This window comes from Amycolatopsis kentuckyensis, assembly GCF_041679295.1.
GTDB classification, from domain to species: Bacteria; Actinomycetota; Actinomycetes; order Mycobacteriales; family Pseudonocardiaceae; genus Amycolatopsis; species Amycolatopsis kentuckyensis_A.
This window is the reverse complement of the sequence record NZ_JBGDMD010000011.1, coordinates 114974-140722: the sequence shown is the minus strand read 5'-3', so window position 1 is coordinate 140722 and position 25749 is coordinate 114974. Positions and strand designations below refer to the sequence as shown.

Here is a 25749-nt window from a genome sequence, read left to right as displayed (position 1 = left end):
GCTGTCAGACACGGGTTCGCTCCCTCGTGCCGAACAGCCCCGAGGGCCGCACCACCAGGACCACCAGCATCACCAGGAAGACCGCGCTCTTCGAGAAGTCGAACGAGACGTACTGCGCCGACAGCGCTTCCACGATCCCGACGACCAGGCCACCGACCACCGCGCCCGCCGTCGAGTCGAGGCCGCCGAGGATCGCGGCGGGGAACGCGGCCAGCGCGATCGAGTGCGTCCCGCGCGAGAGGCCGGCGCCGGAGAAGTCCTGCGTCGCGATGAACAGCACCGCGACCCCGGCCAGCAGCCCGGCGACGAGCCACGCGGTCGCGGTGACCCGCGAACTGCGGATGCCCATCAGCGCGGCGGCTTCCCGGTTCTCCGCCTGGGCGCGCATGGCCACGCCCCAGTTCGAGTACTTGAAGGCCAGCCAGAACGCCGTGATGAGCACCGCGGCCACGACGAGCGCGACCAGGTGCGTCCGGAACAGCGTGATCCCGCCGAGCTGAAACGGCTTCGCGTCCCAGGCGTCGCCGAGGAAGGGCAGCGTGACGCCGAGGCGGCGGACGATCTCCTCGGTGACGATCACGTCGACGCCGATGGTGAGCAGCGCCAGGCTGTTCGCGTCGGCGTGCCGGGAGCGCGACAGCAGCAGCCGCTCGACGACCAGGCCGAGCAGCCCGGCCGAGACGATGCCGACCAGCGACCCGCCGACCCAGCCCAGCGCGTCCCGCGTCACGACGACGAGGTAGCCACCGAAGAGCACGAGCGAGCCGTGCGCGAAGTTGACCACCTCGGTGGCCTTGAAGATGATCACGAACCCCAGCGCGAGCAGGGCGAACACCGCGCCCTTGCCGAGGCCGTTGACCGTGAGCTGCAGGAAGGTGTTCACGCCGCCTCCGTGCCGAGGTAGGCCTTGATGACGTCCGGGTCGGACTGGACCTGCGCCGGCGTGCCGTCGGCGATGCGCTTGCCGAAGTCGAGCACCGTCACCCGGTCGGCGATGCCCATCACCAGGCCCATGTCGTGTTCGACGAGCAGGATCGAGATGCCCAGCTCGGCGCGGATCCCGCTGATCGTGCCGGCCAGTTCCGCGGTCTCCGCCGCGTTCATCCCGGCCGCGGGCTCGTCGAGCAGGAGCAGCACCGGCTCGACGGCGAGCGCGCGGGCCAGGTCGACGCGCTTGACGACGCCGTAGGGCAGCGCGCCGACGGGTGCGTCGACGACCGCGCCGAGGCCGAGGAACGCGCAGATCTCGCGGGCGCGTTCGGCGTGCCGGCGTTCGGCGCGGACCGTCCACGGCAGCCGCAGCCCGACTTCGAGGAACCCGCCGCGGGTGAGCGCGTGCCGGCCGAGCATGACGTTGTCCAGCACCGTCGAGCCGGGCGACAGCGCCGCGTTCTGGAACGACCGCCCGACGCCCAGGCGGGCGAGCTTGTGCGGCGCGAGCCCGGTGAGGTCGGTGTCCCCGAGCCGCACGCGGCCCGCGTTCGCCCGGTAGAGGCCGCTGATCACGTTGAAGCAGCTGGACTTCCCGGCGCCGTTGGGCCCGATCAGCGCGTGCAGCGACCCTGGTGCGACGGTGAAACTCACTTCGTCCAGCGCCCGGATCCCGCCGAACCGCAGGGAGACGTCCTCGACCCGCAGCTCCGGCGGCGTCATCCGGCCCACCTCGACAGCGTCCGGCCGGCCAGCTGCTTGCGCGCCTGCTCGGCTTCGGCGTCGGCGGTCTCCTGCGACTCGGCGTGCCCGCCGAGGTAGAGCCGCCGGACGTCCTCGCTGGCGGAGAGCTCGGCGGCCGTCCCGGCCAGCGCCACCCGGCCGACCTCCAGCACCACGGCGTGGTCGGCGACGTTCAGCGCCATCACGGCGTTCTGCTCGACCAGCACCACGGCGGTGCCCTGCTCGTGGATCTCGCGGATGGTCCGGCCGATCTGTTCGACGATCTTCGGCGCCAGGCCCAGCGACGGCTCGTCGAGCAGCAGCAGCTTCGGCGCGGACATCAGCGCCCGGCCGATGGCGAGCATCTGCTGTTCGCCGCCGGAGAGGAGGCCGGCGCGCTGCTTGGCGCGTTCGGTGAGCACGGGGAACAGGGCGTCGACCCGCTCGCGGGCTTCGGTCCGTTCGGCGGCGGTCCGGGCGCCGATGCCGCCGGCCCGGAGGTTCTCTTCGACGGTCATCCGCGCGAAGACCTGCCGTCCCTCGGGCACGCCGACGACGCCGAGCCGGACGATCCGCGCGGGGTCGAGCTTGCCGAGCGCGTGGCCGTCGTAGCGGATCTCGCCGGCGTCGACGGCGCCCCGGTGCATCCGGAGCGTGCCCGACACGGCTCGCAGCAGGGTCGACTTCCCGGCGCCGTTGCTACCGAGCACGGCGAGGACGCCGTCGGCGGAAACGTCGAGGTCGACGCCGTGCAGGGCGGGTGTCGACCGGCCGTAGCGCACCCGCAGGCCACGCACGGTCAGCACGGACTCACTCCAGGACGCAAGAGGCCTCCTCCACTCGTGTGACGTGAGTCACGGTCGGTGGCGGTCATCCTGCGATCAGGCGCGGCTCCCGGACACCCCCACCTGGAGACCCCGCGGGCTACGAAACGGACACGGCACGGGTCCGCCCGACGTAGTGAATGACTCATTCATGTCGTCAGGCGACATGAATGAGTCATTCATGTCGTTTGGGCGGCCTCCCGCAGAGCCGCCAACACCTCAGCCGAGGTAGTGCACTCACCGAGCCGAACCGCCTTCCGCTCCCCGTGAAAGTCGCTGGACCCGGTAGCGAGCAACCCCAATTCCGCAGCCACCTCACTCAGCCGAGCCCGGACTTCCGGTGGTTGCTCCGGGTGGTCGACCTCGACACCGGCGAGACCGGCCGAAGCGAGGGCGGCCAACTGCGAGTCGGAGACCGAAGCGCGCCGCTTGACCGACCGCGGATGCGCCAGCACCGCGACCCCACCAGCCGCGCGCACGAGCGAGATCGCCTCCACAGTGGACAAGACGTGCTTCGGCACGTCCGCCCGCCCACCGTCGGCGATCCAGTCGGCGGTGAAGGCATCGCTGATACCCACCGCGCCCAGCGCGGCGGCGATGTGCGGACGCCCGAGCGGGGCGCCGCCCGCGATCGCGCGCACCTGGTCGAGCGTGATCGGCGCGCCCAGCTCGCGGCAGCGCTCGACCATCCGCACCGCGCGCCGCTCCCGGTCGGTGCGGATCAGTTCCAGCTCGTCCGCGAGCGGCGCGAACAATGGGTCGACGAAGAGGCCGAGCAGGTGCACCTCGAACTCGTCGAGGCGGCAAGAGATCTCGACACCGGGGACCAGTTCGATGTCCGACGCGGCGGAAGCCGCGGCCAGGCCGTCCAGGGTGTCGTGGTCGGTGAGGGCCAGCACGGTCAGCCCGGCTTCGGCGGCCAGCCGCGGCAGCTCCGACGGCGGTGTCGTCCCGTCCGAAGCCGTGCTGTGCGCGTGAAGGTCGATCGTCACCCGGCCGAGGATCTCACAGCAGCCCGGCCTCGCTGGCCTTCCCGATCGCCTCGACGCGGTTGCGCGCGCCCAGCTTGTGCAGCGCCGACTGCAGGTACGTCTTGACCGTGTTGCGCGCCAGCCCGGTCGACTCCGCGATCTCCGGGTTCGTCTGGCCCTGCGCGGCCAGCCGCAGCACCTCGTACTCGCGGCGGGTCAGGCCGCTGCGGGCCAGCGCGTCCGACCGCTGCCCGGCGTCGGGCAGGATCCGCGGGTCGACGACGCGCTCGCCGCGCAGCACCCGCCGCAGCTCGGTCACCAGCTGCGCGCCGGCCGCGTCCTTCAGCAGGCAGCCGTGCGCTCCCGACTCCAGCGCGGCCAGCACGCCCTGGTGGTCGCCGTGCGCGGTGAAGACGACGATCTTGCCGTCCGGGTGCACGCGCCGCAGCTCCGTGACGACCTCCGGCGCGAGCATGTCCGGCAGCCGCAGGTCGAGCAGGATCACGTCCGGCGCCAGCGCCGCGACCCGTTCGATCGCCAGCCGCCCGGACTCCGCGGAGCCGACCACGCTCAGGCACGGGTCCGAGCGCAGCAGCAGCGTCACGCCGTCGCGGACCACCGGGTGGTCGTCGACGACGAACACGGTCGCGGCGGTCACCGGCGCACCAGCGGCACCCAGGCACGCAGCGTGCAGCCGTCGTCGTCGTCCCGGACCAGGCTGATCCGCCCGCCGAGCCGCAGGGCCCGCCCGCTCAGCGTCCGCAGGCCCATCCCGGTGCCGGGGACGGGCTCGCCGCCGCTGCCGTCGTCCGCGACGACCACCTGGACCCCGTCGTCGCTGGGCAGCAGGCTGACGATCACCGACGACGCCCCGGCGTGCTTCTCGACGTTGAGCAGCCCTTCGCGGACCGCGGCGACCAGCAGCGCGGTCCGTTCGGCGTCCAGCGGCGGCACCGCCGCGAGCTGCACGAACCGGGCCGGGACGCCGCAGCGCGCCTGGAACGAGCGGCAGTGCTCGGCCAGCTCCACCGGCAACGCCCGCTCGGGGCTGCTCTCCGACAGCGCCAGCAGCGACTCCCGCAGCGCGCCCGCGGCCGCCGAGACGTCGCCTTCCAGCCGCCGCAGCCGCGCCTCCAGCCCGGGGAGCTCGCGCAGGTCCGCGTGCAGGTCGCGCACCTGGACGCCGATGGAGAACAGCAGCGCCCCGACGGAGTCGTGCAGCGCGCTCTGCATGCGGAGGCGTTCGCCGGCCACCGCGGCCGTGCGGTCGGTCTCGGCCACCGTCGCCAGGTGGAGCGCCGCACCGGCCTGGCAGGCGACCTCCTCCATCCGCCGGATGGCGTCGTCACCGAAGTCGGCCGGCTCCCGCATGGCCGCGTAGGCGATGGCGACGGTCTCGCCGCGCGCGACGATCGGGACGGCGAGCAGCGCGGCCAGGCCCTCCCCGCGGACCTGGACGTCGAAGTGGTGGGTGATCGTCGGCGCGCTCACGTAGTCGGTGACCTTCACCGGCCGGCCCAGTGCCAGCACCCGCCCGCCGACACCCTGGCCGGTCGGCACCTCGAGGTCCTGCAGCGCGTCGGTCCGGTTGCCGGACATCCAGCGGATCACGGCCAGTCCCGGCTCGGTCAGCTCGCCGACGAACCCGGCTTTCGCGCCGACGGCGTCCCGGACCAGGCGCGCGGTCCCGTGCAGCGCGGCGACGCGGTCGAGCGTGCCGAGCAGCTTCTCCCGCTCGCGCAGCAGCTCGCCCAGCACGGCGCTGTACTCGGCGACGTGCTCCTGTGCCGTCACGCGCCCACGATCGCACACGGACTGTGGTTTCGGACATACCCGGCTGGAGAGGTACGGGAGCGTCCGGTCGACTTGAATGGGGGCGTGGAGATCCTCACCGACGCCGCCACGCTCGCGCTGTACACCACCGACGCGTCCAACTACCGCCACGTGCCCCAAGGGGTGGTGCTGCCGGGGAGCGTCGACGACGTCGTCGCCGCGGTCGCGGCCGCCCGCGATCGTGACCTGCCGGTGATCGCCCGGGGCGGCGGCACGAGCGTCGCCGGCAACGCGTGCGGGCCGGGCCTGGTGATCGACACCTCGCGCCACGTCGGCGGCGTGCTCTCGCTGGACCCATCCACGCGGCTCGCCCGCGTGCTGCCCGGCACGGTGCTCGACGACCTGCAGGCGGTCGCGGCGCCGCACGGGCTGCGGTTCGGGCCGGACCCGTCGACGCACAGCCGCTGCACGCTCGGCGGGATGATCGGCAACAACGCGTGCGGTTCGCACTCGGTGGCGTGGGGCCGGACGGTCGACGTCGTCCGCTCGCTCGACGTCCTGCTCTACGACGGCACGCGGCTGCGGGTGGGTCGCGACGAGCCCACTGAGGGCCGGATCTTCGACGAGCTGCGCGCGCTGGTGCGCGACAACTTGGCGTTGCTGCGCAAGGAACTTTCGACGTGGCCGCGGCGCGTGTCGGGTTACGGGCTCGAACACCTGCTGCCGGAGAACGGCTTCGATGTCGCCAAGGCGCTCGTCGGCTCGGAAGGCACCTGCGTCACGATCCTCGAGGCGACGGTTTCTCTCGCCGAATTGCCTCGGGAGCGCGTGCTCGCGGTGCTGGGCTTCCCGTCCGACGTCGCCGCGGCCGACGCCGTGCCGTCGATCCTGCCGTGGTCCCCGCTGACCGTCGAAGGCGTGGACGCCGAGCTGGTCGCGATGCTGCCCGGCCGCGCGGGCGACCTGCCGCCGGGCGGGGCGTGGCTGTTCGTCGAGCTGGCGGGGGACGACCCGGCCGCGCGGGCCCGGGCGCTGGCCGCGTCGCTCGACCTGACCGGGTTCGCGATCGTCGACGACCCGGCCGCGCAACGCGGGCTGTGGCGCATCCGCGAGGAGGGCGCGGGGCTCGCGACCCGGCTCGCGGACGGTTCCGAGGCCTGGCCGGGCTGGGAGGACGCGGCCGTCCCGCCCGAACGGCTCGGCGCGTACCTGCGCGAGTTCAAGGACCTCATGCGGGCGCACGGGCGGCGCAGCGTCGTCTACGGCCACTACGGCGAAGGCTGCCTCCACATGCGGCTGGACTTCGACCTGCTGTCCCCGGGCGGGATCGCGGACTTCCGGCGGTTCCTGGAGGAGGCGGCGGACCTCGTGGCCGCGCACGGCGGTTCGCTCTCCGGCGAGCACGGCGACGGCCAGGCGCGGTCCGAGCTGCTGTCCCGGATGTACAGCCCAGAGATGCTGGACGTCTTCGCCCGGTTCAAGGCGATCTTCGACCCGGCCGGCCGGATGAACCCCGGCATCCTGGTGGCGCCGCGGGCGATCGACGCGGACCTGCGCGTCCGGGCCACTTCGCCGTCCTTCGAGGACAGTGTCTTCCTCGGCTACCCGGAGGACCGGGGCAGTTTCGGCCAAGCGATGCGGCGCTGCGTCGGGGTGGGGAAGTGCCGCAACACCAGCGGCGGCGGCGTGATGTGCCCGAGCTACCGGGCCACCCGCGAAGAACAGCACTCGACACGTGGGCGCGCGCACCTGCTCGCGGAGATGATCAACGGCGAGGTCATCACGGACGGCTGGCGTTCGTCCGAAGTGCACGACGCCCTGGATTTGTGCTTGTCCTGCAAGGGATGCCTGTCGGACTGCCCGGTCGACGTCGACATGGCGACGTACAAGGCGGAGTTCCTGCACCACCACTACCGGCGGCGGCTGCGGCCGGCGTCGCACTACTCGATGGGCTGGCTGCCGCTGTGGCTCCGGGTCAGCGCGCGGATGCCGCGGCTGGCCAATGCCGTCGGACGATCCCGGTTGGCGGGCCTGGTGAAACGGCTGGGCGGGATCGCGCCGGAGCGTTCGCTGCCTTCGTTCGCTGCTTCCCCGTTCACGCGCGCTCGGGCGGATCTCCGGCGTAAGGTATCGGGGAAGCGCCGGGTCGTGCTGTGGCCGGATTCGTTCAACAACTACTTGACGCCGTCGGTGCTGGAGGCCGCCCACGAAGTGCTCACCGCGGCCGGCTACGACGTCGTGCTGCCGGACCGCGGAGTCTGTTGTGGACTGACGTGGGTGTCGACGGGCCAGCTCGGCGTCGCGCGCCGCGTCCTGGACCGGACGCTTTCCGTGCTGGCGCCGTACCTGGAAGACGGCTACGAGGTGGCGGGGCTGGAACCGAGCTGCACGGCCCTGTTCCGCGGCGACCTGCCCGCGCTCATGCCGGGGGACGCGCGCGCGGAACTGCTGGCGTCCCGGACGTTCACGTTCGCGGAGCTGCTGGAGCGGGCACCGATCCCGTTCGCGGCGCTCGACGTCGACGCGATCACGCAGGTGCACTGCCACCAGCACGCGGTCCTCGGCTTCGGCGCGGACGAGTCGGCGCTCGCGGCGGCCGGGGTGCGCAACACGACGCTGGACTCGGGGTGCTGCGGCCTGGCGGGCAACTTCGGCTTCGAGCGCGGGCATTACGAGGTGTCGAAGGCGGTCGCGGAGGACCGGATGCTCCCGGCGATCCGCGCGGCGGCTCCGGACACGGTCGTGGTCTCGGACGGCTTCAGCTGCCGGACCCAGATCGAGCAGGAGTCGGGCCGCCGCCCGGTGCACCTCGCCGAACTCCTGCGCCGCGCGTTGCCGTGACTACTCGCTGCGCTCCAGCAACGTCCGGACCGCCGTGTGCACGAGCCGGCCGACGTGCTCGGGGTCCGCGCTGGCCAGGGGTTCCTTGCCGCTGACCTCGCGGACCAGCGCGATCCCCATCAGCCAGGCGAGCGCGAGGTCCGCGCGCAGCTCGGCGTCCGGGGCGTCGGTCAGCGTGGCCAGCACCCGCGCGTACTCCTCGCCGATCTCCTGGCGGATCCCGGCCGCGACGCCGTCGCTGCCCGACGAACGCAGATAGGTCTCGAGCGTGCGGTTCCCCTCCGGCGCCAGGATGCTGCGCAGGGAAGCGCTGAAGAGCCGCTCGGGTGGCGTGCTGGCCAGCTGCTCGCGCCCGTCGCGGGCGATCACCGCTTCGAACAGCGCTTCCTTGCTGCCGAAGTAGCGGAACAGCAGCGCCTGGTTGACTCCGGCCTCGCCCGCGATGTCGCGCACCGTCGTCCGGTCGAAGCCGCGCTCGGCGAACAGCTTCGCGGCGGCGTCCAGCAACGCCTGCTGCGTCGCCGCCGCGTCCCGCCGCCGGCCGGCCTGTTCCGTCACGGGAGCAGGCTAACCGGCAAACAGGACAGGCGCGCTCCTACCCGGTCAGCCGGATCGCCGCGGCCGGGCACGTCAGCTCGGCTTGGCGGACCGCGTCCTCCTCACCGGCCGCCGGTTCGTCGGCGAGGAGGACGACCGTGCCGGCCTCTTCGTCCTGGTCGAACGTCCCCGGCGCGAGCAGGACGCACTGTCCGGACGCGACACAGGCGTCGGTGTCGGCGGTGATCTTCACCGGGCTCACCACGTCACCGGCACGGCGTCGACCCCGCCGGCCACGCGGTTGACGCGCACCGGGATGTCGTCGATCCCGGCCGCCAGCCGCAGGCCGGGGAACCGGCGGAACAGCTTCGGGAACACCGTCCGCAGCTCGGTGCGGGCCAGGTTGGCGCCGATGCAGACGTGCGCGCCGGTGCCGAAGGCGAGATGGACGTTCGGCGTCCGGTCCGGGTCGAACTCGTCGGGGTCGGCGAACACCGAAGCGTCCCGGTTGGCCGCGTCACTGGAGATGAGCACCGCGTCGCCGCGCCGGATCCGCGTCCCGGCGATCTCGACGTCCTCGTGGGCGTAGCGCAGCAGGCCGGTGCCGCTGGTCGCGGTCAGCCGCAGGATCTCCTCGACGGTCTGGTTCACCTCGCCGTCGGGATCGGCGGCGAAGCGGTCGCGGCGGGCGGTGTCGCTGAGCAGGAAGAGCGTGCCCATCGCGATCCGGGTGGACGTGGTCTCGTGGCCGGCGAACAGCAGGCCGGCGCCCATCCGGGCCAGGTCGTCGTCGGTGAACGTCGGATCGTCGGCCTGCACGGCGACCATGTCGGAGATGACGTCCGGCTGCGGGTCGGCGCGCTTCGCTTCGGCCAGCTTCAGCATGTAGGCCTTGAACTCGGCCATCGCCGCCTGCGCGTCCTCGCCGCCGTCCATCCTCGCGATCCGCTCGGACAGGCCGCGGAAGTGCTCGCGGTCGGCGTACGGCACGCCGAGCAGCTCGCAGATCACCAGCACCGGCAGCGGGAACGCGAGGAAGTCGGTGAGGTCGACCGGCTCGCCGGGGTGCGCGTCGCGGGCGGCCTGCAGGTCGTCGAGGCAGCGGTCGGTCAGCTCGGCGATCCGGTCGCCGAGGGCGCGCATGCGCGGCGCGGAGAAGGCGGGCGCGAGCATCCGGCGCATCCGCTTGTGCTCGGCCTCCTCGGTTTCGAAGTCTCCGCTCGGACCGTCCTGGATCGCGGCGTTCGAGATCCGCGACGCCTGCTCCGGCGCCGGGTGCGAACGGCCGAAGCGCTTGTCGCGGAAGACTTCCTTGGCCTCTTCGTACGACGTGACCAGCCACGCCGGGTCGCCGGCCGGGGTCAGCACCCGGCTGATCGGCGCCCGGCTGCGGAGGGCTTCGTAGTCCGGGGCGATGGCGAGCGCGTTCGCCCGGGTGAAGGGGAGGCGAGGCGTCTCTTCGGTGGTGGTCATGCGTCTCTCCTCAGTTCGGTTTCGAGGTCGGCGAGCCAGCGGAGCTCGGCGTCGAGCCGTCCGATGGCGTGGTTCAGCGCGGCGCGGCTCCACGGGTCGGCCTGCCCGGCGGCGAGCCCGGTGAGCCGGGTGTGCTCGGTGGTGAGCGCCTGTTTGCGCACGTCGAGAACGCGGGCGCGTTCTTCCTGTCGCAGCCGGCTGAAGCTGCCGACGCGCGCGAGGAACTCCTCCTGGCTGAGCGCCAGCTCGGCCGGGAAGTCCGCAAGCATGTCGTGCAGCAGCTCCCGCCCGACGTCGGTGATCGTGTAGACGTGCCGCGGCGGTTTGGCCTCCTGCTCTTCGGCGCTGCGGCTCACCGCACCCGCGTCGACGAAGCGCCGCAGGGTCGGGTAGAGCGAGTTGTTCGACAAGGTGTGCCCGGTCGACGCTTCGACCGCTTTGCGCAGCTCGTAGCCGTGCATCGGTTCGCGGTCCAGCCTCGACAGCAAGAGGATCTCGATCCACACCTAGGTCACCGTAACCTAGGATTCCGTGACTGGGCAATGGCGGATCGTGACAGGTGGGAAGAAACTGTGTAGCTTTGTAAGCAGCTGCTTACAACCGAGCACGGGGGTTTTCCGAATGACCGTCACCCACACCGAGCCGCTCTCGTACCCCTTCAACGAGGAGGCGGGACTCGACCTCAACGAGGCCTACGCGGCCGCCCGCGAAGCCGAGGGCATGGTCCGGGTCAAGATGACGTACGGGGAGCCCGCGTGGCTGGCCACCCGCTACGCCGACGCCCGGCTCGTGCTCGGTGACCGCCGGTTCTCGCGGGCGATGGAGAAGGAGAAGGACGCGCCGCGGCGCTCGCCCGTGCAGCGCGAAGGCGGCATCCTGCAGATGGACCCGCCCGACCACACGCGGCTGCGGACGCTGGTGGCCAAGGCGTTCACCATGCGCCGCGTCGAGCTGCTCCGGCCGCGTGTCGCCTCGCTGGCGGCGGGGCTGATCGCGGACATGAAGGCCGTCGGCCCGCCCGCCGACCTCGTCGACCTCTACGCGCTGCCGATCCCGGTCGCGGTGATCTGCGAGCTGCTCGGCGTCCCGGTCGCCGACCGGCCGAAGTTCCGCGTCTGGAGCGACGCCGCGCTGTCCACCAGCGGGCTGACGCCGGAGGAGTTCGAGCGCAACCGCGAAGAGCTGCGCGACTACATGCGCGGCCTGATCGCCGAGCACCGCGCGGAGCCCCAGGACGACCTGATGACGGCGTTGATCGAGGCGCGCGACACCCGCGACCGGCTGACCGAGCTGGAGCTGGTCGACCTGTGCGTCGGCATCCTCGTCGCCGGCCACGAGACCACCGCGAGCCAGATCCCCAACTTCGTCTGCGCGCTGCTCGACCAGCCCGGGCAGTGGCAGCGGCTGGTCGACGACCCGGACCTGATCCCGGCCGCCGTCGAGGAGCTGCTGCGGTTCGTGCCGCTGGGCGCGGGCGCCGGCTTCGCGCGCTACGCCACCGAAGACGTCGAGGTCGGCGGCGTGCTCGTGAAGGCGGGGGAGCCGGTGCTGGTGGCGGTCGGCGCGGCCAACCGCGACCGGCTGCAGTTCGACGACGCCGACCGGCTGCGGTTCGACCGCGGGGACACCCACCACCTCGGCTTCGGCCACGGCGTCCACCACTGCCTGGGCGCGCCGCTGGCCCGGCTCGAACTGCAGGAGGCTTTGCGCGCGTTGGTCACCGAGCTGCCGGGCCTGCACCTGGCCGGCGATATCGTGTGGAAGACGCAGATGCTCGTCCGCGGACCGCGGTCGATGCCGATCGGATGGTGACCATGACGTGGCACGTGGAAGTCGACGAACACACCTGCATCGGCTCGGGCATGTGCGCCGCGCTGATGCCCGAGGTGTTCGTCCTGGACGGCGCGGTGGCGCAGACGGCGGCGCCTGAGGTGGAGGCCGACGAGACGGTGCTGGACGCGGCGGACTCGTGCCCGGCGATGGCGATCACGGTGACCGACGGCGGCCGCGAGATCGGCCCGCGGCCCTAGGGTTCGAAGCGGCCGTGTTCGGTGACCACGGCCGTGACGAGCTCGTGCGGGGTGACGTCGAACGCGGGGTTGAAGACCCGCGTTCCGTCCGGCGTGACCGGCGTCCCGGCGTAGTGGGTGAGTTCGCGGGCATCGCGCTCTTCGATGGCGATACCCGCGCCGGTCTCCAGTGTCGTGTCCACAGTGGACGACGGCGCGACGACCACGAACGGCACCCCGTGGTGCTTGGCGGCGATGGCGAGGCCGTAGGTACCGATCTTGTTGGCGACATCGCCGTTGGCGGCGATCCGATCGGCCCCGACGAGCACGCAGTCGACCATCCCGTTCGCCATCGCCGCGGCGGCCGCGCCGTCGGGCTGCACCCGGTACGGGACTCCTTCCTGGGCGAGTTCCCACGCGGTCAGCCGGGCGCCTTGGAGGAGAGGGCGGGTCTCGTCGACGAGGACTTCCTCGACGAGCCCGCGGGCGTGCAGGTGCCAGACGACACCGAGCGCGCTGCCCCACCCGACGGTGGCGAGCCGCCCGGCGTTGCAGTGGCTGAGCAGTCGCAACGGCCGGCGCGGGCATTCGTGGAGCACAACCTCGGCGGCGTGCTTCGAGGCGGCCTTGTTGAGTTGTTCGTCCTCGTCGAGAAGTGCTTTCGCCTCCTGCAGGACGGCTTCGGGACCTTCGTGCCGCTTCGCGAGGGCGCGCTCGACGCCCCAGGCGAGGTTGACGGCGGTGGGCCGAGCGGTGGCGATCAGTTCGGCGTCGGCCTCGACGTCGTCGCTGGTCCGCGCGGCAAGGGCGACCCCGAGGGCGCCCGCGGCCCCGAGAGCGGGCGCGCCGCGGACCGCGAGCCGTTTGATGGCGTCGACGAGCTCGCCGACGGTCCGCAGGTGCAGCAGCCGGAACTCGCCGGGCAAGGCGGTCTGGTCGATGACGACGACGGCGTCGTCGGCCCAGTCGATGGTCCTGCGCACGTGCCCTCCCTGGGTAATCGGGTTGCGCGCCCGGCGAAGATGCGACGGTGACCATTGAACGGCAGAACCCGCCCGGACTGCACACGCCACCGGGCTACCACCACGTGGTTTCCGTCTCGGCCGGGCGCACGGTGTACCTGGCGGGCCAGTGCCCGTTGACGGCCGGCGGATCGGTGCCCGAGGGGGTGGCGGCCCAGGTCGACCAGGTGGTGGCCAACACGGCGACGGCGCTGAAGTTCGCGGGAGCGGCCCCGGCGGACGTGGTCCGGACGGTGATCTACGTGGTGACGACAGACCGCTCGACGCTCGCCGAGGTATGGGACCGGCTGACGGACTCGGAGATCGGAGCGGCGTTCACCTCGGCGAGCACGCTGCTGGGGGTGGCTCAGCTGGGGTTCCCGGGCCAGCTGGTGGAGCTGGACGTAACGGCAGCGCTGGACTGAGGAAGGCCGGCCGGCCGCCGGCCGCGGGGTCGGGCTGCCGAGGCGCGATGGCGCTTCCCGCTTGGCGGCGGGGCACCCGCACGGCGTCGGCCGCGGGCTGGAGCCGCGCCGAACCCGGCGTCCTGCGCCGACGCGCGCGAGCGGTCGCGCCGGTGCAGGAATGCTGGGGTCGGCTCCCCGGCCTACAACCCGGCCAGCAAATCCGTCTCCGTGATCCCCGGCCCCTGCCCCGCCCGGATGAACCACTCGGTCCCGAAGGCGAACGCGAAAGCATCATCCGGCATGGCCAGCATGAACATGTCCTCGCTGATCTGACTCGGATGAGCCCGCATGGCCGCCCGCTTGACTCCCACGTACTTCGACACGTCCACCGCCGCCGTGATCTCGGCCTCCGGTTTCCCGAACTCGACGTTCTCCGGGGGCTTCGGCGCCGCCTCCTCGGGCATCAGCCCCTGCTCCACCGCCTCCTCGAAGCCGCGCTGCATGAACTCGCGGTTGAACGTCGCCTGGAACACGCGGGGCGTGCCCGCCAGCTCGGCCGCGCGCATGCCGACGCGGTGGACCTGGATGTGGTCCGGGTGGCCGTAGTCGCCGTTGTCGTCGTACACCGTCAGCACGTCGGCCGACTCCGCGCGCAGGATCTCCGCCAGCTCCCTCGCCGCCTTTTCGACGTCCGCCTGCCAGAAGCAGCCCGGTTCGTCGTTCGTCGGCTCGCCCATCATCCCGGAGTCGCGGTAGCCCAGGAACTCGACGCGGGCCACGCCCAGGATCTCCGCGGCTGCGTGCGACTCCCGCACGCGCCGCTCCCACAGTTGTTCGCCCTCGGCGAGAAAGCCCTCGGGAACCTCGCCGACCTCGCCCTTGGTGGCGACGACGAGCACGACGCGGTGCCCCTCGGCGACGGCTTTGGCCATGACACCGGCGGTGCGCAGGCATTCGTCGTCCGGGTGGGCGTGGAAGGTGACCAGTGTTGCCATGTCCGCCAAGCTACCCAACACCACCGACAAAAACCGCCCGCCAGGGTGCGCACCTGCCGTTAGGGTCCCCGGTCGTGGCCGACGAGAAGAGCACCCTGCTGTCGTTCCTGCACGCCCAGCGCGCCGTGGTCCTGGCGATCCTCGACGGGCTCGGTGAGGACGCGCTGACGACCGCCGTCCTGCCGTCCGGCTGGACCGCGCTGGGCATGGTCGAGCACCTCGGGTACGCCGAACGGCACTGGTTCCAGGAGGTCGTCACCGGCACCGCGGACCCGGTGCCCTGGCCGGACGACGACCACGAGCCGCTGCGGACACCCCGGTCCGCCGAAGTCGTCTTCGCCTTCTACCGCGAACAGTGCCGCCGCTCCGACGAGATCTTCGCCGCGACGCCGTTGTCCGCGCCGCCGAAGACACCCACCGCGATCACCGCCGACCTGCGCGGGGTGGTCCTGCACATGATCGAAGAGACCGCCCGGCACGCCGGCCACCTCGACGTCGCCCGCGAGCTGCTCGACGGGCGCACCGGGCTCGGGCCGCGCTAGGCCTGTTCCTTCGCGCACCACCAGGTCGACCGGCCGCCGACCGTGCCGTGCGCCATCTCCGCGCCGCAGCGCGGGCAGTGGTCGCCCGCCCGGCGGTGCCCGATGATCTCGCCCGTGTGCACGCCGCCGTGCTTGATCGCCGCGCGCAACGACTTCCGCAGCGCCTTGTGCAGGTCCGTGAGCTCCTCGCCGGTCAGCTCGTGCACCGGGCGGGCCGGGCTGACCGCCGCCTGCCACAGGGTTTCGTCGGCCAGCAGGTTCCCGATCCCGGCCAGCACGGACTGGTCCAGCAGCCGCGCCTTCACCGGCGCCCGCCCGCGGCCCACGCGCGTGCGGAAGTCCGCGCGCGACACCTCGCCGGCGTCCGGGCCCAGCGCGTCGAGGTCGGGGTCGAGCCGCACCCGGCTGAGCCGGCGCGTGTCGAAGAGGCGCAGCTGTTCGCCGTCGGCGAAGGTGATCCCGAACCGGAACCACTCGGGTTTCTCGTCGCGGCCGCGGAACCGCCGCGGCCCGGGCGGCCCGCTGCGGCCCGCGAACCGCAGCTGCCCGGCCATCCCCAGGTGCAGGCCGAGGTTCGGGCCGGGCTCGCCGTCGGCGTTCTCCGTTTCGCACCACAGTGTTTTGCCGCGCCGGTGGGCTTCGGTGAGCCGGCCGCCCCGCAACGCGGCGGCGATGTCCCCGGGCGCGTGCGGACGGCAGACCCAGTCGTCGTGGTCGTCGACGTCGCGGATTTCCCGGCCGAGCGCGTCGGCGAGGACCTGGCGGGCGAGCTCCACTTCGGGCAGTTCCGGCACGCCGACCAGTCTGCCGAGTCCGGCGCCCGGCCGCAGATCACTCCGGCCGCGGCCACTCGTAGAGCCGGTGCCCGCGGTTGGTCAGGGCGGCGCAGGTGGGCCTGGTTCGCCGGGCCGAGCACCGGGCGGCCGCCAGCGTGCCACGACGGGTTCCCGGCGCGCACCCGGCACCGTGATCGAGCTGCCGGGCGGGTGACCCGGTGGAGGACGGCCGCCGCGTCGTGACCTGACCGCCGCGGCGGCCGCCGGTCAGGGGCGGCGGTCCCGCCGGACCAGGGCCAGCGCCGGGACGATCACCACGGCGGCGAGGACGAACGTCACCGGGTAGCCCACCGAGCCGATGACCAGCCCCGCGCCCAGCGCGCCGGCCGCCATGCCCAGGTCGTAGGCCGCGTTCCAGATCGCGCTCACCGCGCTCTCGCCGCCCGCCGGGACGCGGGCGTACATCAGCGTCAGCGTCGCGTTCTGCAGCGCGCCGAACCCCGCGCCCAGCACGACCGCGCCGCCGATCACCAGCGACGGCGTGCCGGTGGCCGCGATCGCCGCCATGCCCACGGCCGACAGCACCACACCCGGGACCAGCAGGACGCCCGGGCCGTGGCGGTCGCCGAGCCGGCCGGCGACCCAGCGGGCCGCGGTGGCCGCCGCGGGCTGGGCGAGCAACGCGCTCGCGGCGACCCACGCGGGCTGGTCCGAGGCGGCGAGCGGGAGGAACGTGACCAGGACGCCGACCGCGGCGGCGGACACCGCGAAGATCGTCGCGGGCCGGGTCAGGACCGCGTTGCGCAGGCCGGCGACGACGCCGTGGCCGCCGTCTTCCTTGGGCGTCGCGGAGTAGCGCGGCAGGCCCGGCACCGACAGCAGGGCGAGCAGGGTGGCCACCGCCGTCGCCACGAACACCGGCGTGAAGCCCCAGTGCGCCGCCGCCCAGACACCCGCGGGCAGCGCCAGCAGACCGGGGATCCCGCCGACGATCCCGACCAGCGCGAGGCCTTCGCCGCGCCGGTCCGCGGGGATCAGCAGGGCGGTGACGGCGCCACCGGCCACGACCGCGATCGCGAACCCGATCCCGCGGACCACGCTGACCCCGACGATCACCCAGACGTCCGAGCTGACCGTGAGCAGCAGCGTCGGCGCGCCGAGCAGGACCAGCCCGGTGGCCAGCGCCCACCGGTAGCCGACGCGGGCGACCAGCCGCGGCGTCACCAGCTCGGCGGCGACCGTGGCGAGCAGCAGCGCGACCGTCGCGAGCCCGGCACCGCTGTCCGAGCCGGCCTGCTTCGCGAACAGCGGGACCACCGAAAGCGGCAGGTAGAAGCCGATCGACGACCCGAAGATCGAGACGAACCGGATGAGCAGGGCGCGGGATACCAGCCTCGGCCGGATTTGCAGGTCAGCGGTCATGACTAGAACGGTAGAAGCGAACTGGGTCACCGGTAAGGTCCAGTTCCATGGCTGTGGAGTGGGCCGGTTTGAGTCCGGAGCTGCTGTTCACGATCGACCGCGAGAGCGGCGCGGGCCTGCGCACCCAGCTGGAGGACCAGCTGCGCGACGCGATCCGCGGCGGCCGGCTGGCAGGCGGGGAGAAGCTGCCGTCGTCGCGCGAGCTGGCCCGCGGCCTCGGCCTGTCGCGTGGTTTGGTGCAGGACTGCTACGCGCAGCTGCAGGCCGAGGGCTACCTGACCAGCCGCGCGGGGTCGGCGACGCGGGTGGCCTCGGTCGCCCGGCCCGCCGAGCCGCCGCGGGTGAGTGCGCCCGAGCGGCCGGAGTACGACGTCGCCGACTTCCGTCACGGCGTCCCGGACCTGCGCCTCGCGCCCCGCGAAGACTGGGCGTGGGCCGTCCGCGAGGTCTGCCGCACCGCGCCGAACAGCGCCTTCGACTACGGCGATCCCGCCGGCGCCCGGCAGCTGCGGGAAGTGCTCGCCGCGTACCTGCGGCGGGTGCGGGCGGTCGTGGCGACGGCCGACCAGCTCGTCGTCTGCACCGGCATGGCCCAGGCCCTCGGGCTGGTGCTGCGCGCGCTCGCCGCCGACGGCATCGGCACGATCGCCGTCGAGGACCCCGGCGTCGTCCGGACGACGACCGAGCAGGCGAACGCCGCCGGGCTGGCCGCCGTGCCCGTCCCGGTCGACGAGGACGGCGTCGACGTCGCCGCGCTCGACCGCAGCGGCGCGCGGGCCGTGCTGGTGACCCCGGCCCACCAGTGGCCCACCGGCGTGGTGCTCGCCGGGCACCGCCGCCAGGAGCTGCTCGAGTGGGCGCGGCGGCGTGACGGCGTCGTCATCGAGGACGACTACGACGCCGAATTCCGCTACGACCGCGACCCGGTCGGCTCGCTGCAGGGGCTCGACCCCGACCGCGTCGTCTCGCTGGGGACGGTCAGCAAGTCGCTGGCGCCGGCGTTGCGGCTGGGCTGGCTGGTCGCGCCCGCCCGGCTGCTCGAGGCTCTCGCGCGCGGCAAGCACGTCACCGACCGCGGGAGCCCCGGCCTCGACCAGCTGGCGCTGGCCCTGCTCATCGAATCCGGGCGCTACGACCGGCACCTGCGCCGCGCCCGCGTCGAGTACGCGGCCCGGCGCGAAACCCTGCTCACGGCGTTGGCCGCGCACGTCCCCGGCATCCGCGTCACCGGGCTCGCGGCGGGGTTCCACGCGATCCTGCACCTGCCCCCGGGCGCCGACGAGGAGCAGGTGATCGCCCGCGCGGCCGAGCGCGGCGTCGGGCTGTACGGCCTGGCCCGGATGCACGCGACGCCGTCGGCGACGGCACCGCGGCTCGTCCTGGGCTTCGGCGACACGCCGCAACGCTCGATCGAAGCGGGGATCGCCGCGGTCGCGGACCTGCTGTCAGGCGTCGAGTGACTGGGCCGACGTGACTTCCCAGGCGAACCCGTCCGGGTCCGTGAACGCCCCGGACGCGTGATTGACGGCGATCCGGTGCGAGCCACTGCCTTCGTGGGCGACGCCGGCCTGCTTGGCGAGCGCCTTGCGGCGGTAGAGCGCCAGCTTGATCGCGCTCTCGCCCCCTTCGAACTCGACGTACACGCGGCTGAAGCTCTTGGCGACGGCGAGCCCGCGGTCGACGTAGAACTTCTTGGTGGCGGCGATGTCGGCGACGCCGAGCAGCAGCACGATGGCGTCGAACTCCCGCGTGACGGGTCCGGTGTCCTTCTTGTTCGAGGTGGCGAGGGTCCAGATGGCGCCGTCGGGAGCCTGGACGGCGCCACCGTAGCCCCACATGGACTTCGCGGCGGGCTTCAGCGTGGTGGCGCCCGCTTCCACGGCGCTGGCCATGAGCGAATCGACGTCACCGGGCTGGGCGACGGTGAGGGAGAGGGTGTAGCCCCGGAACCCGCTCGAGGGCTGCTGCGCGGTCCGGAAGCGGAGCTGCGTGGTGAGGCCGAAGGCGTCGGCGTAGAAGCGCTCGGCGGCGGCGGTGTCGGTGACCTCGAGGGTGATGGAGTCGATGTTCGTCATGCCGGTAACGCTAGGTCCGGCGCCGTGACCAGCGCTTCTCGATTCCTGATCGGTTGGGACGGGGGCGCGCTAGCGGGCGGCGCGGCGTTTGGCCAGCGCCATCCGGAGCAGGTACTTCGGGGTCGGCGGGATCCAGCCAAGCTGCTCGGCCAAGCCCAGGTCGTCGCGGTTGGCCCAGTGCTCGACGACCTTGCCGTCCGCCACCCGGAACCAGTGGGACTGCGTGACGCTGAAGGCGTTTCCGTTGGGCGGCATCGCCTGCTTGACCGCGGCGCGCTCGTCGTAGGTGACGAACGGCCCGGTCTGCCGGCCGGCCATGCTGGTGTGGAGCACCACCAGGTCGCCGGCGTGGACGGCGTCGTGGATTTCCCAGTGCAGGTCCGAATAGGCGGCGCGCAGCCACAAAGCCGTCGCGTAGAAGGCTTCGGCACCGCGGCCGCGGCAGGCCGCGGGCTCGTCCTTGCCTTCCCGGTTGGTGGCGTCGGGGTGGATGACGGTGTGGAGGTCGGCGAGGCTGCCGGTGCCCATCAAGTGCATCGCGCGCACGCAGAGCGCGATGGCTTCGTCGTTCGCTGTACCGGGTCTTTCGGTGGAACCGCGGGTCGTGGTGTCCATGACACCTCTCCTTGGTTATAGTAGAGGTAGATTGAATCTAGGGAGACTATAAGCAATGCCACGAGAGGGCGTCAAGAAGCGCTACGACAACTCGACGCGGGCCGAGCAGGCGCGAGCGACCCGGCGGCGGATCCTCGACGCGACCTACCGCCTGCTGCTCGAGAACGGTTACGCGGCGACCACGATCAAAGCCGTCGCGGGCGAAGCCGGGGTGTCGATCGACACCGTGTACAAAGCCTTCGGCACCAAGGGAAACCTGATCAAGGGCGTCTACGACGTGGTGCTCGCGGGCGACGACGAGCCGACGCCGCTCATGGAGCGTCCCGTCTGGCGTGAGTTCGCCGCCGAGACGTCGGCGGTCGAAAAGCTGCACAAGTACGCGGCGGTCTGCCGCATGCTGTCGGTCCGGCTCAGCCCGCTGCTGGCCCTGCTGCTGTCGGCGGCGCGCTCGGGCAACCCCGAGCTGGCGGCGTTCGCCGACACGATCGAGGGGGAACGGCTCGTGGGCGCCGGGGCGGTGGTCCGGGCGCTCACCGAAATCGGCGGGCTGCGCGCCGGGCTCGGCTTCGAGCGCGCCCGGGACATCGTGTGGACGCTGAACTCGCCGCAGGTCTACCAGCTGCTGGTGGGCACGCGCGGGTGGACCGACGACGAGTACGAGTCGTGGCTCGCGAGCACGTTGACCGCGCAGCTGATCGGTTAGTCAGTACTCGCCCTTGATGACGAAGTAGGAACCGCGGATGGTGCCGGCCAGCTTGGACTTCTGGCGGGCGAACTTGAACGCCGCCAGCTCCGCCGGCACCTCCATCCCGTCGGAGAGCTTGAACCCGACCGCGCGCTTCCCGCCGTCGTCCACTGTGTACATCACGTTGATCGACAGGCCGTTCTCGTAGAACACGTACGCCATCCGGATGTTCTCGACCTGGAACGCCGTCGCCTCGAGCGGGCGGGCCGCGATGACGATCCCGCGTTCCTCCTCGAGGATCCGGTGCACCCAGTCGACAGTGGACTGCGCGTCCGCGGCCGGGTCGACTGTGAAGACGTGGTCGTACTTGTTCTTGAAGTACCGGGCCTCGTTCGCCCGCAGGCCGGCGAGCGCGGCCGAGACGGGCGACGACTCCAGGCCCGCGGTCGAGACGGTGGTGAAGTCCACGGTGTGCGGCATGGCGTTCTCCTTCAGGAGGTTTCGGCTTCGCGGATGATCGCGAGCGCGGCGTGCGGGTCCGGGACGGTGATCGTCACGCTCCGGCCGGAGCGCAGGGTCAGCCGCAGGGCGGTGCCGGTCCGGACGGCGAAGTAGGTGTGGCTCGGGGTCCACCAGTAGCCGAGGGAAACGCGCCACAGCGACGGCTTGAGGTCGGTCACCTCGGCGCGTTCGATGTCCGCCAGGTGGTAAGTGCGCCGCGGCCACCCGAACATTCCACAGTGGACGGAGACGCCGTTGGGCCCGGTGGCCGTCCGGACGCTCAGCCCGGTGAGGACGGCGACGAGCACCACGGCCGCGGCCACGAGCAGCGGAATCGCCGGACCGGCGGGATCGAGCCAGCTGCCGGGCGAGAGCGTGCCCAGGAGCACCAGCGGCAGCATGAGGGCGACGGCGAGCGTGACGGCCAGCGGCCAGTTCGTCGACCGTCCGGTGTAGATCGAGTACCGCGCGGATGCCGTCATCGGGCACCGTCCTCTCGAGGTGTCAGCTTCTCGATGAGCCGAAGCAGGTCATGGCGCCCGACACCGTGCCGGCGGGCAACGGCCACCAGGGCCTGCGCGGCCTCGGTGACGGGGGCGGGTTCGGTGACGGCGGAGGCGACCCGGGCGCCGCGGCCGCGTCGGAACTCCAGGACGCCTTCTTCGCGCAGTTGCCGGTAGGCGGCGAGAACGGTGTTGCGATCGACCGACAGGGCGACGGCGAGTTCGGCCGCGGGAGGGAGTTGTTCACCGACGGTGAGTTCTCCCGAGGCGACACCCCGGCGCACGCACGCGACGATCTGGAGAGGCAAGGCCTCCCGCGACGAATGATCGACTGTCCATCTCATGGTGCTAGTATTATTAGCACCATCGTGTGAAGTGTCAACGCTTGTGCCAAGACGCACTCCGCGAGGCGGCTCGATGTCATGATCGCCCCTGGGTGGGGGCCCCATACTGTGACGGGACGTCTCGGTCAAACTGGGCTTGACCGGGCCGTGAGGCGGCCCCACGCCCACGCCGCCGCTGTCGACGCAGCCAGCAGCGCCACGCTGCCCACGACGTCCAGCACGTAGTGGTTCCCCGTGGTGATCACGACGACCACCATGAGCACCGGGAACAACCACGCCGACAATGCCCACCGCGTACCCCGAAGCGCGGTCCACACCGCATACGCGCACCACAACGACCAGCCCACGTGCATGCTCGGCATGGCCGTGTAGTGGGTCGGATGCACCCAGCTCTCCTGGTGGAACGGGTCGTACCGGGCCACGATGTCCACCGCACCGGGCAGCGCCGACCGCGGTGGGGCCAGCGGTACCGCCCAGTACACCGGCAGGACCAAGGCCATCATCGCCACCATCGTCCGCCGGACCTTGCGGTACACCTCGGTGTGCCGGACGAACACCCACACCAGCACGCCCGCGACCGCCACGTAGTACAGCCGGTACACATACACCGCCGGCTGCGCGAGCCACGGATTCCCCGCCAGCCAACGGTTCGCGCTCAGCTCGACGTCGAGGTGCACCGCGTGCTCAGCGGACTGAACGGCCGCGGCATCGGCGTTGGCGGCCACGACATCCGTTCCCAGCAACGCGGCGATGCGAGCGAACAGCACGAACCACAGCAGCAGGAAGACCACCTCGACGACGACCGCACGTCGCCCGGCGAAGGTCACGTCGGCAGGGTTCGCCGCAGGAACTCCGTTGTCAGGTCCCATGCGCGCGCCGCCGCCGGGGGATTGTGGAACATCGGGGCCACGTTGTTGTGGAACGCGTGCCCCGCCTCCTCCTGCACGTGGATCTCCGCTCCCGGGTGCCCGGCCACCGCCGCCTCGACGACCGCCACGTCCGCGCGCGGGATGTACGGGTCCTGCCCGCCGAAGTGGAACTGGATCGGGCACGTCACCCGGGCGAGATCCGCGATCCGCGCCGCCACCGTCGAGCCGTAGAACGACACCGCCACGTCGGGGTCGCCCGCGGCCGCCGCCGCGAACGCCAGCGAGCCGCCCAAGCAGAAACCCAGCACGCCCACTCCGCCCGTCACCCCGGGCGAAGAACGCAGGTGGGCCACCGTCTCCAGCACGTCCGAAAGCCCGGAAACCGGGTCGAACTTCGACGCCACCTCCATCGACGCCGCCACCCCGGCTTCGTCGTGCGTCGACGACCAGCCGGGTGCCGTGCGCCAGAACAGTTCCGGGATCGCCACCACGTATCCCGCCGAGGCGAGGTCCGCCGCCACCGAACGCAGGTAGTCGTCCAGGCCGAAGATCTCCTGGACCAGCACCAGGCCCGGGCCGCGGCCGGACGGCGGGTGCCACACCGGGAGATCCGTCAGCACGCTCGTCATCGGAAGGTCCTCTCCAGGATGTCGGCGACCAGTTCGGCCTGGCGGCCGTCCGGGTCGAGGTCGGGGTCGAACACCGTCAGCTCGAACCCCGCCGCGCCCGGCAGCGCCAGCAGCCCGCGCAGCAGCGACACCAGCGTGTCGGGGTCCAGGCCGCCCGGGTCGGGACTGTCCACAGCGGACACATATTCCGGGTCGAGGACGTCGATGTCGACGTGGACCCAGAACCCGTCCACGTCCGGGAACGCGGGCAGGGAAACCCCGGACGTCATCAGCTCTTCCGAAGTGACGAACGAAATCCCCGCCGCGGCCAGCTGGGCCGACTCCGCCGTCCGCACGCCGAGCACCCGCACGTCGCCGTCGCGGACGTACGGCCGCAGCCCGTCGATGTCGGCGAGGCCGTCCGCGCCGCGGCCGGTCATGATCGCCAGGTCCTCGCCCGCCGCCGCGCCGACGTGGCCGGCGATGCCCAGGTGGCGGAAGTCGTCGTGGCCGTCCAGGTAGGCGATGCCGTAACGGCCGGTGCGGCGCAGCGCCAGCATCGCGCCGAGCGAGATCGAACAGTCGCCGCCCAGGACCACCGGGAAGCCGCCCGACGACCGGATCGACGCGATCCGCGAAGCCAGGGCACGCGTGTAGGCGGCGATGGCCGCCGCGTTGCGGACGCCGTCGCCCGGCGACCACGTGCCGACGTACCGCCCCGGCGTCACGACGCCGCCGTCGGACGCGCCCAGGCGGTCCAGGATCCCGAGGTCGCGCAGCACGCCGGGCGTCTTGTAGCAGCCGGGCACCGCGCCCTCGGCCGGCGGGCGGAGGCCCAGGTTGGACGGTGCGTCGATCAGGACGTAGTTCCCCACCCGGTCACCGTACTGGCTCCGCGGCCGGGAGCGTCCTAAGTTGAGGTGCCGACCAAGGAGGCTCGATGGCCGAGAAGACCAAGTACGTCCTGGACGAAGACGATCTCCCGACCCGGTGGTACAACGTCATCCCCGATCTGCCGGAGCCGCCCCCGCCACCGCTGCACCCGGGGACCCGCGAGCCCGTCGGGCCGGAGGACCTCGCGCCGCTCTTCCCGCAGGCGCTGATCGCCCAGGAAGTGACGACTGATCGCTATGTCGACATCCCGGAGGAGGTCCGGGAGGTCTACCGGCTCTGGCGGCCGTCGCCGCTGTACCGGGCGCGGCGGCTGGAGAAGGCGCTCGGCACGCCGGCGCGGATCTACTACAAGTACGAAGGCGTCAGCCCGGTCGGCTCGCACAAGCCGAACACCGCCGTGCCGCAGGCGTTCTACAACGCGCAGGAAGGCGTCACCCGGCTGACCACCGAGACCGGTGCCGGCCAGTGGGGGAGCGCGCTCGCGTTCGCCTGCGCCCAGTACGGCCTCGAGTGCGAGGTCTGGCAGGTCCGGGCGTCCTACGACCAGAAGCCCTACCGCAAGCTGATGATGGAGACGTTCGGCGCGACGGTCCACCCGAGCCCGTCCGAGCTGACCGAGTCCGGCAAGGCGATCCTCGCCGAGCACCCCGATTCGACCGGCAGCCTCGGCATCGCGATCAGCGAAGCGGTCGAGCAGGCGGCGCAGGACCCGGACGCGCGGTACGCACTGGGCAGCGTGCTCAACCACGTCCTGCTGCACCAGACGATCATCGGCGAGGAGGCGCTCAAGCAGTTCGAGCTGGCCGGGGACACCCCGGACGTCCTGGTCGGCTGCACCGGCGGCGGCTCGAACTTCGGCGGCCTCGCGTTCCCGTTCCTGCGGGAGAAGCTGGCCGGCCGGATGGACCCGGTGATCCGCGCGGTCGAGCCGGCCGCGTGCCCGTCGCTCACACGGGGGAAGTACGCCTACGACTTCGGCGACACGGCCGGGCTCACGCCGTTGCTCAAGATGCACACGCTCGGCCACGAGTTCATCCCGGACCCGATCCACGCGGGCGGCCTGCGCTACCACGGGATGTCGCCGCTGATCTCGCACATCTACGAGCTGGGCCTGATCGAGGCGATCGCGATCGGGCAGCAGGAGTGCTTCGCGGCGGGCGTGCGGTTCGCGCGGTCCGAGGGCATCATCCCGGCGCCGGAGCCGACGCACGCTTTGGCCGCCTGCATCCAGGAAGCGTTGCGGTGCAAGGAAACGGGCGAGGAGAAGGTGATCCTCACGGCGTTGTGCGGCCACGCGCACCTGGACCTGCCGGCGTACGGCGCCTACCTGGCGGGGGACATGGTGGACAACGAGCTGTCCGCGGCCACCCTCGAGAATTCGCTCGCCACCCTGCCGTAACTCGTTACGAGCCCAGCGTGGCGGCCGATGTA

Annotated in this window: 30 protein-coding genes; 8 read left to right on the top strand and 22 right to left on the bottom strand. The window is 72.3% G+C overall.

All coding sequences use genetic code 11. The features are described from left to right. Positions 1 to 4: 4 nt before the first annotated feature. The 6 genes from ACERZO_RS38995 to ACERZO_RS38970 all read right to left on the bottom strand — a co-directional run bounded on the left by ACERZO_RS38995 (position 5) and on the right by ACERZO_RS38970 (position 5242). Positions 5 to 883, bottom strand: coding sequence for a branched-chain amino acid ABC transporter permease (locus ACERZO_RS38995; RefSeq protein ID WP_372671032.1), 879 nt, complete (start codon positions 881 to 883; stop codon positions 5 to 7). Next, complete coding sequence (locus tag ACERZO_RS38990; protein ID WP_372671031.1) at positions 880 to 1653, bottom strand: ABC transporter ATP-binding protein; 774 nt, start codon at positions 1651 to 1653, stop codon at positions 880 to 882. Before ACERZO_RS38990 ends, ACERZO_RS38995 begins: the two co-directional genes overlap by 4 nt. Then, positions 1650 to 2459 (bottom strand): ABC transporter ATP-binding protein, encoded by an 810-nt coding sequence (locus tag ACERZO_RS38985; RefSeq protein ID WP_372671030.1) that lies wholly within the window; start codon positions 2457 to 2459, stop codon positions 1650 to 1652. The genes ACERZO_RS38990 and ACERZO_RS38985 overlap by 4 nt, the downstream gene beginning before the upstream one ends. A 197-nt stretch (positions 2460 to 2656) precedes the next feature. Continuing rightward, entirely contained in the window at positions 2657 to 3469 is an 813-nt protein-coding gene (locus tag ACERZO_RS38980; RefSeq protein ID WP_372671029.1) for a PHP domain-containing protein, read from the bottom strand. A gap of 13 nt (positions 3470 to 3482) precedes the next feature. Next, positions 3483 to 4106, bottom strand: coding sequence for a response regulator (locus ACERZO_RS38975; RefSeq protein ID WP_372671028.1), 624 nt, complete (start codon positions 4104 to 4106; stop codon positions 3483 to 3485). Continuing rightward, positions 4103 to 5242 (bottom strand): GAF domain-containing sensor histidine kinase, encoded by a 1140-nt coding sequence (locus ACERZO_RS38970; RefSeq protein ID WP_372671027.1) that lies wholly within the window; start codon positions 5240 to 5242, stop codon positions 4103 to 4105. Before ACERZO_RS38970 ends, ACERZO_RS38975 begins: the two co-directional genes overlap by 4 nt. 84 nt (positions 5243 to 5326) lie before the next feature. Between ACERZO_RS38970 and ACERZO_RS38965 the strand changes: the two genes are divergently transcribed. Next, the gene (locus tag ACERZO_RS38965; RefSeq protein ID WP_372671026.1) at positions 5327 to 8062 is read left to right on the top strand and encodes an FAD-binding and (Fe-S)-binding domain-containing protein; all 2736 of its coding nucleotides are present in this window, start codon (positions 5327 to 5329) and stop codon (positions 8060 to 8062) included. Here ACERZO_RS38965 and ACERZO_RS38960 read toward each other — a convergent pair whose 3' ends face one another. Genes ACERZO_RS38960 through ACERZO_RS38945 form a run of 4 tightly spaced genes read right to left on the bottom strand, consistent with a single transcriptional unit; the run spans position 8063 to position 10578 of the window. Further along, complete coding sequence (locus tag ACERZO_RS38960) at positions 8063 to 8620, bottom strand: TetR/AcrR family transcriptional regulator (RefSeq protein ID WP_372671025.1); 558 nt, start codon at positions 8618 to 8620, stop codon at positions 8063 to 8065. A 37-nt stretch (positions 8621 to 8657) separates the two neighbouring features. Beyond that, positions 8658 to 8852, bottom strand: coding sequence for a ferredoxin (locus ACERZO_RS38955; RefSeq protein WP_372671024.1), 195 nt, complete (start codon positions 8850 to 8852; stop codon positions 8658 to 8660). Positions 8853 to 8857: 5 nt separating this feature from the next. Continuing rightward, complete coding sequence (locus ACERZO_RS38950) at positions 8858 to 10072, bottom strand: cytochrome P450 (protein WP_372671023.1); 1215 nt, start codon at positions 10070 to 10072, stop codon at positions 8858 to 8860. After that, positions 10069 to 10578, bottom strand: coding sequence for a PadR family transcriptional regulator (locus ACERZO_RS38945; RefSeq protein WP_372671022.1), 510 nt, complete (start codon positions 10576 to 10578; stop codon positions 10069 to 10071). The genes ACERZO_RS38950 and ACERZO_RS38945 overlap by 4 nt, the downstream gene beginning before the upstream one ends. Before the next feature lie 115 nt (positions 10579 to 10693). Between ACERZO_RS38945 and ACERZO_RS38940 the strand changes: the two genes are divergently transcribed. Both ACERZO_RS38940 and ACERZO_RS38935 read left to right on the top strand, forming a co-directional pair. Next, positions 10694 to 11884, top strand: a complete 1191-nt coding sequence (locus ACERZO_RS38940; RefSeq protein ID WP_372671021.1) for a cytochrome P450 — start codon at positions 10694 to 10696, stop codon at positions 11882 to 11884. Between the two features lie 2 nt (positions 11885 to 11886). Then, positions 11887 to 12102: a ferredoxin gene (locus ACERZO_RS38935; RefSeq protein WP_372671020.1), complete on the top strand. Its 216-nt coding sequence runs from the start codon at positions 11887 to 11889 to the stop codon at positions 12100 to 12102. On the opposite strand, the gene mtnA is transcribed toward ACERZO_RS38935, so the two are convergent. Next, positions 12099 to 13064: an S-methyl-5-thioribose-1-phosphate isomerase gene (mtnA, locus tag ACERZO_RS38930; RefSeq protein ID WP_372671019.1), complete on the bottom strand. Its 966-nt coding sequence runs from the start codon at positions 13062 to 13064 to the stop codon at positions 12099 to 12101. The two genes, ACERZO_RS38935 and mtnA, sit on opposite strands and share 4 nt — an antisense overlap. A 47-nt stretch (positions 13065 to 13111) precedes the next feature. On the opposite strand from mtnA, the gene ACERZO_RS38925 reads away from it, so the two are divergent. Beyond that, positions 13112 to 13507 (top strand): RidA family protein, encoded by a 396-nt coding sequence (locus tag ACERZO_RS38925; RefSeq protein ID WP_372671018.1) that lies wholly within the window; start codon positions 13112 to 13114, stop codon positions 13505 to 13507. Positions 13508 to 13689: 182 nt separating this feature from the next. On the opposite strand, the gene ACERZO_RS38920 is transcribed toward ACERZO_RS38925, so the two are convergent. Then, entirely contained in the window at positions 13690 to 14484 is a 795-nt protein-coding gene (locus ACERZO_RS38920; RefSeq protein WP_372671017.1) for a PIG-L family deacetylase, read from the bottom strand. A 74-nt stretch (positions 14485 to 14558) separates the two neighbouring features. Here ACERZO_RS38920 and ACERZO_RS38915 point away from each other — a divergent pair, with 74 nt between their 5' ends. Beyond that, positions 14559 to 15026, top strand: a complete 468-nt coding sequence (locus tag ACERZO_RS38915) for a DinB family protein (RefSeq protein ID WP_372671016.1) — start codon at positions 14559 to 14561, stop codon at positions 15024 to 15026. Here the strand turns inward: ACERZO_RS38915 and ACERZO_RS38910 are convergent. Both ACERZO_RS38910 and ACERZO_RS38905 read right to left on the bottom strand, forming a co-directional pair. Next, the gene (locus tag ACERZO_RS38910; protein WP_372671015.1) at positions 15023 to 15820 is read right to left on the bottom strand and encodes an Fpg/Nei family DNA glycosylase; all 798 of its coding nucleotides are present in this window, start codon (positions 15818 to 15820) and stop codon (positions 15023 to 15025) included. The genes ACERZO_RS38915 and ACERZO_RS38910 overlap by 4 nt on opposite strands. 249 nt (positions 15821 to 16069) lie before the next feature. Then, positions 16070 to 17224 carry an MFS transporter gene (locus tag ACERZO_RS38905; protein WP_372671014.1) on the bottom strand — a complete coding sequence of 385 codons (1155 nt, stop codon included), beginning with the start codon at positions 17222 to 17224 and terminating at the stop codon, positions 16070 to 16072. Between the two features lie 47 nt (positions 17225 to 17271). On the opposite strand from ACERZO_RS38905, the gene pdxR reads away from it, so the two are divergent. Further along, positions 17272 to 18684: a MocR-like pyridoxine biosynthesis transcription factor PdxR gene (pdxR, locus tag ACERZO_RS38900; protein ID WP_372671013.1), complete on the top strand. Its 1413-nt coding sequence runs from the start codon at positions 17272 to 17274 to the stop codon at positions 18682 to 18684. Here the strand turns inward: pdxR and ACERZO_RS38895 are convergent. Next, on the bottom strand, positions 18670 to 19299 hold the full coding sequence (locus ACERZO_RS38895) for a glyoxalase (RefSeq protein ID WP_372671012.1): 630 nt from the start codon (positions 19297 to 19299) through the stop codon (positions 18670 to 18672). The two genes, pdxR and ACERZO_RS38895, sit on opposite strands and share 15 nt — an antisense overlap. 69 nt (positions 19300 to 19368) lie before the next feature. Beyond that, positions 19369 to 19914, bottom strand: coding sequence for an ester cyclase (locus ACERZO_RS38890; RefSeq protein WP_372671011.1), 546 nt, complete (start codon positions 19912 to 19914; stop codon positions 19369 to 19371). Positions 19915 to 19969: 55 nt separating this feature from the next. Here ACERZO_RS38890 and ACERZO_RS38885 point away from each other — a divergent pair, with 55 nt between their 5' ends. Continuing rightward, positions 19970 to 20617 (top strand): TetR/AcrR family transcriptional regulator, encoded by a 648-nt coding sequence (locus tag ACERZO_RS38885; RefSeq protein WP_372671009.1) that lies wholly within the window; start codon positions 19970 to 19972, stop codon positions 20615 to 20617. Here ACERZO_RS38885 and ACERZO_RS38880 read toward each other — a convergent pair whose 3' ends face one another. The 6 genes from ACERZO_RS38880 to ACERZO_RS38855 form a co-directional block, all read right to left on the bottom strand. Continuing rightward, positions 20618 to 21079: a phage tail protein gene (locus ACERZO_RS38880; protein ID WP_372671008.1), complete on the bottom strand. Its 462-nt coding sequence runs from the start codon at positions 21077 to 21079 to the stop codon at positions 20618 to 20620. It lies immediately after the preceding gene. 11 nt (positions 21080 to 21090) lie between these two features. Next, positions 21091 to 21582, bottom strand: coding sequence for a hypothetical protein (locus tag ACERZO_RS38875; RefSeq protein ID WP_372671007.1), 492 nt, complete (start codon positions 21580 to 21582; stop codon positions 21091 to 21093). Further along, positions 21579 to 21911, bottom strand: coding sequence for a GntR family transcriptional regulator (locus ACERZO_RS38870; RefSeq protein WP_372671006.1), 333 nt, complete (start codon positions 21909 to 21911; stop codon positions 21579 to 21581). Before ACERZO_RS38870 ends, ACERZO_RS38875 begins: the two co-directional genes overlap by 4 nt. A gap of 161 nt (positions 21912 to 22072) precedes the next feature. Next, positions 22073 to 22774, bottom strand: coding sequence for a phosphatase PAP2 family protein (locus ACERZO_RS38865; RefSeq protein WP_372671005.1), 702 nt, complete (start codon positions 22772 to 22774; stop codon positions 22073 to 22075). Beyond that, entirely contained in the window at positions 22771 to 23445 is a 675-nt protein-coding gene (locus ACERZO_RS38860) for a dienelactone hydrolase family protein (protein ID WP_372671004.1), read from the bottom strand. Before ACERZO_RS38860 ends, ACERZO_RS38865 begins: the two co-directional genes overlap by 4 nt. Then, the gene (locus tag ACERZO_RS38855) at positions 23442 to 24299 is read right to left on the bottom strand and encodes an arginase family protein (protein WP_372671003.1); all 858 of its coding nucleotides are present in this window, start codon (positions 24297 to 24299) and stop codon (positions 23442 to 23444) included. Before ACERZO_RS38855 ends, ACERZO_RS38860 begins: the two co-directional genes overlap by 4 nt. A 65-nt stretch (positions 24300 to 24364) precedes the next feature. Here ACERZO_RS38855 and ACERZO_RS38850 point away from each other — a divergent pair, with 65 nt between their 5' ends. Then, the gene (locus ACERZO_RS38850) at positions 24365 to 25717 is read left to right on the top strand and encodes a TrpB-like pyridoxal phosphate-dependent enzyme (RefSeq protein ID WP_372671002.1); all 1353 of its coding nucleotides are present in this window, start codon (positions 24365 to 24367) and stop codon (positions 25715 to 25717) included. Positions 25718 to 25749 lie beyond the last annotated feature (32 nt).

What these genes read in the sequence shown, in the direction of transcription:
- ACERZO_RS38875 (WP_372671007.1), bottom strand. Translation starts at nt 21,582, where the DNA reads ATGACGGCATCCGCGCGGTACTCGATCTACACCGGACGGTCGACGAAC.
- ACERZO_RS38990 (WP_372671031.1), bottom strand. Translation starts at nt 1,653, where the DNA reads ATGACGCCGCCGGAGCTGCGGGTCGAGGACGTCTCCCTGCGGTTCGGC.
- ACERZO_RS38850 (WP_372671002.1), top strand. Translation starts at nt 24,365, where the DNA reads ATGGCCGAGAAGACCAAGTACGTCCTGGACGAAGACGATCTCCCGACC.
- ACERZO_RS38935 (WP_372671020.1), top strand. Translation starts at nt 11,887, where the DNA reads ATGACGTGGCACGTGGAAGTCGACGAACACACCTGCATCGGCTCGGGC.
- pdxR (WP_372671013.1), top strand. Translation starts at nt 17,272, where the DNA reads ATGGCTGTGGAGTGGGCCGGTTTGAGTCCGGAGCTGCTGTTCACGATC.
- ACERZO_RS38860 (WP_372671004.1), bottom strand. Translation starts at nt 23,445, where the DNA reads ATGACGAGCGTGCTGACGGATCTCCCGGTGTGGCACCCGCCGTCCGGC.
- ACERZO_RS38940 (WP_372671021.1), top strand. Translation starts at nt 10,694, where the DNA reads ATGACCGTCACCCACACCGAGCCGCTCTCGTACCCCTTCAACGAGGAG.
- ACERZO_RS38905 (WP_372671014.1), bottom strand. Translation starts at nt 17,224, where the DNA reads ATGACCGCTGACCTGCAAATCCGGCCGAGGCTGGTATCCCGCGCCCTG.
- ACERZO_RS38920 (WP_372671017.1), bottom strand. Translation starts at nt 14,484, where the DNA reads ATGGCAACACTGGTCACCTTCCACGCCCACCCGGACGACGAATGCCTG.
- ACERZO_RS38880 (WP_372671008.1), bottom strand. Translation starts at nt 21,079, where the DNA reads ATGCCGCACACCGTGGACTTCACCACCGTCTCGACCGCGGGCCTGGAG.
- ACERZO_RS38895 (WP_372671012.1), bottom strand. Translation starts at nt 19,299, where the DNA reads ATGACGAACATCGACTCCATCACCCTCGAGGTCACCGACACCGCCGCC.
- ACERZO_RS38885 (WP_372671009.1), top strand. Translation starts at nt 19,970, where the DNA reads ATGCCACGAGAGGGCGTCAAGAAGCGCTACGACAACTCGACGCGGGCC.
- ACERZO_RS38890 (WP_372671011.1), bottom strand. Translation starts at nt 19,914, where the DNA reads ATGGACACCACGACCCGCGGTTCCACCGAAAGACCCGGTACAGCGAAC.
- ACERZO_RS38950 (WP_372671023.1), bottom strand. Translation starts at nt 10,072, where the DNA reads ATGACCACCACCGAAGAGACGCCTCGCCTCCCCTTCACCCGGGCGAAC.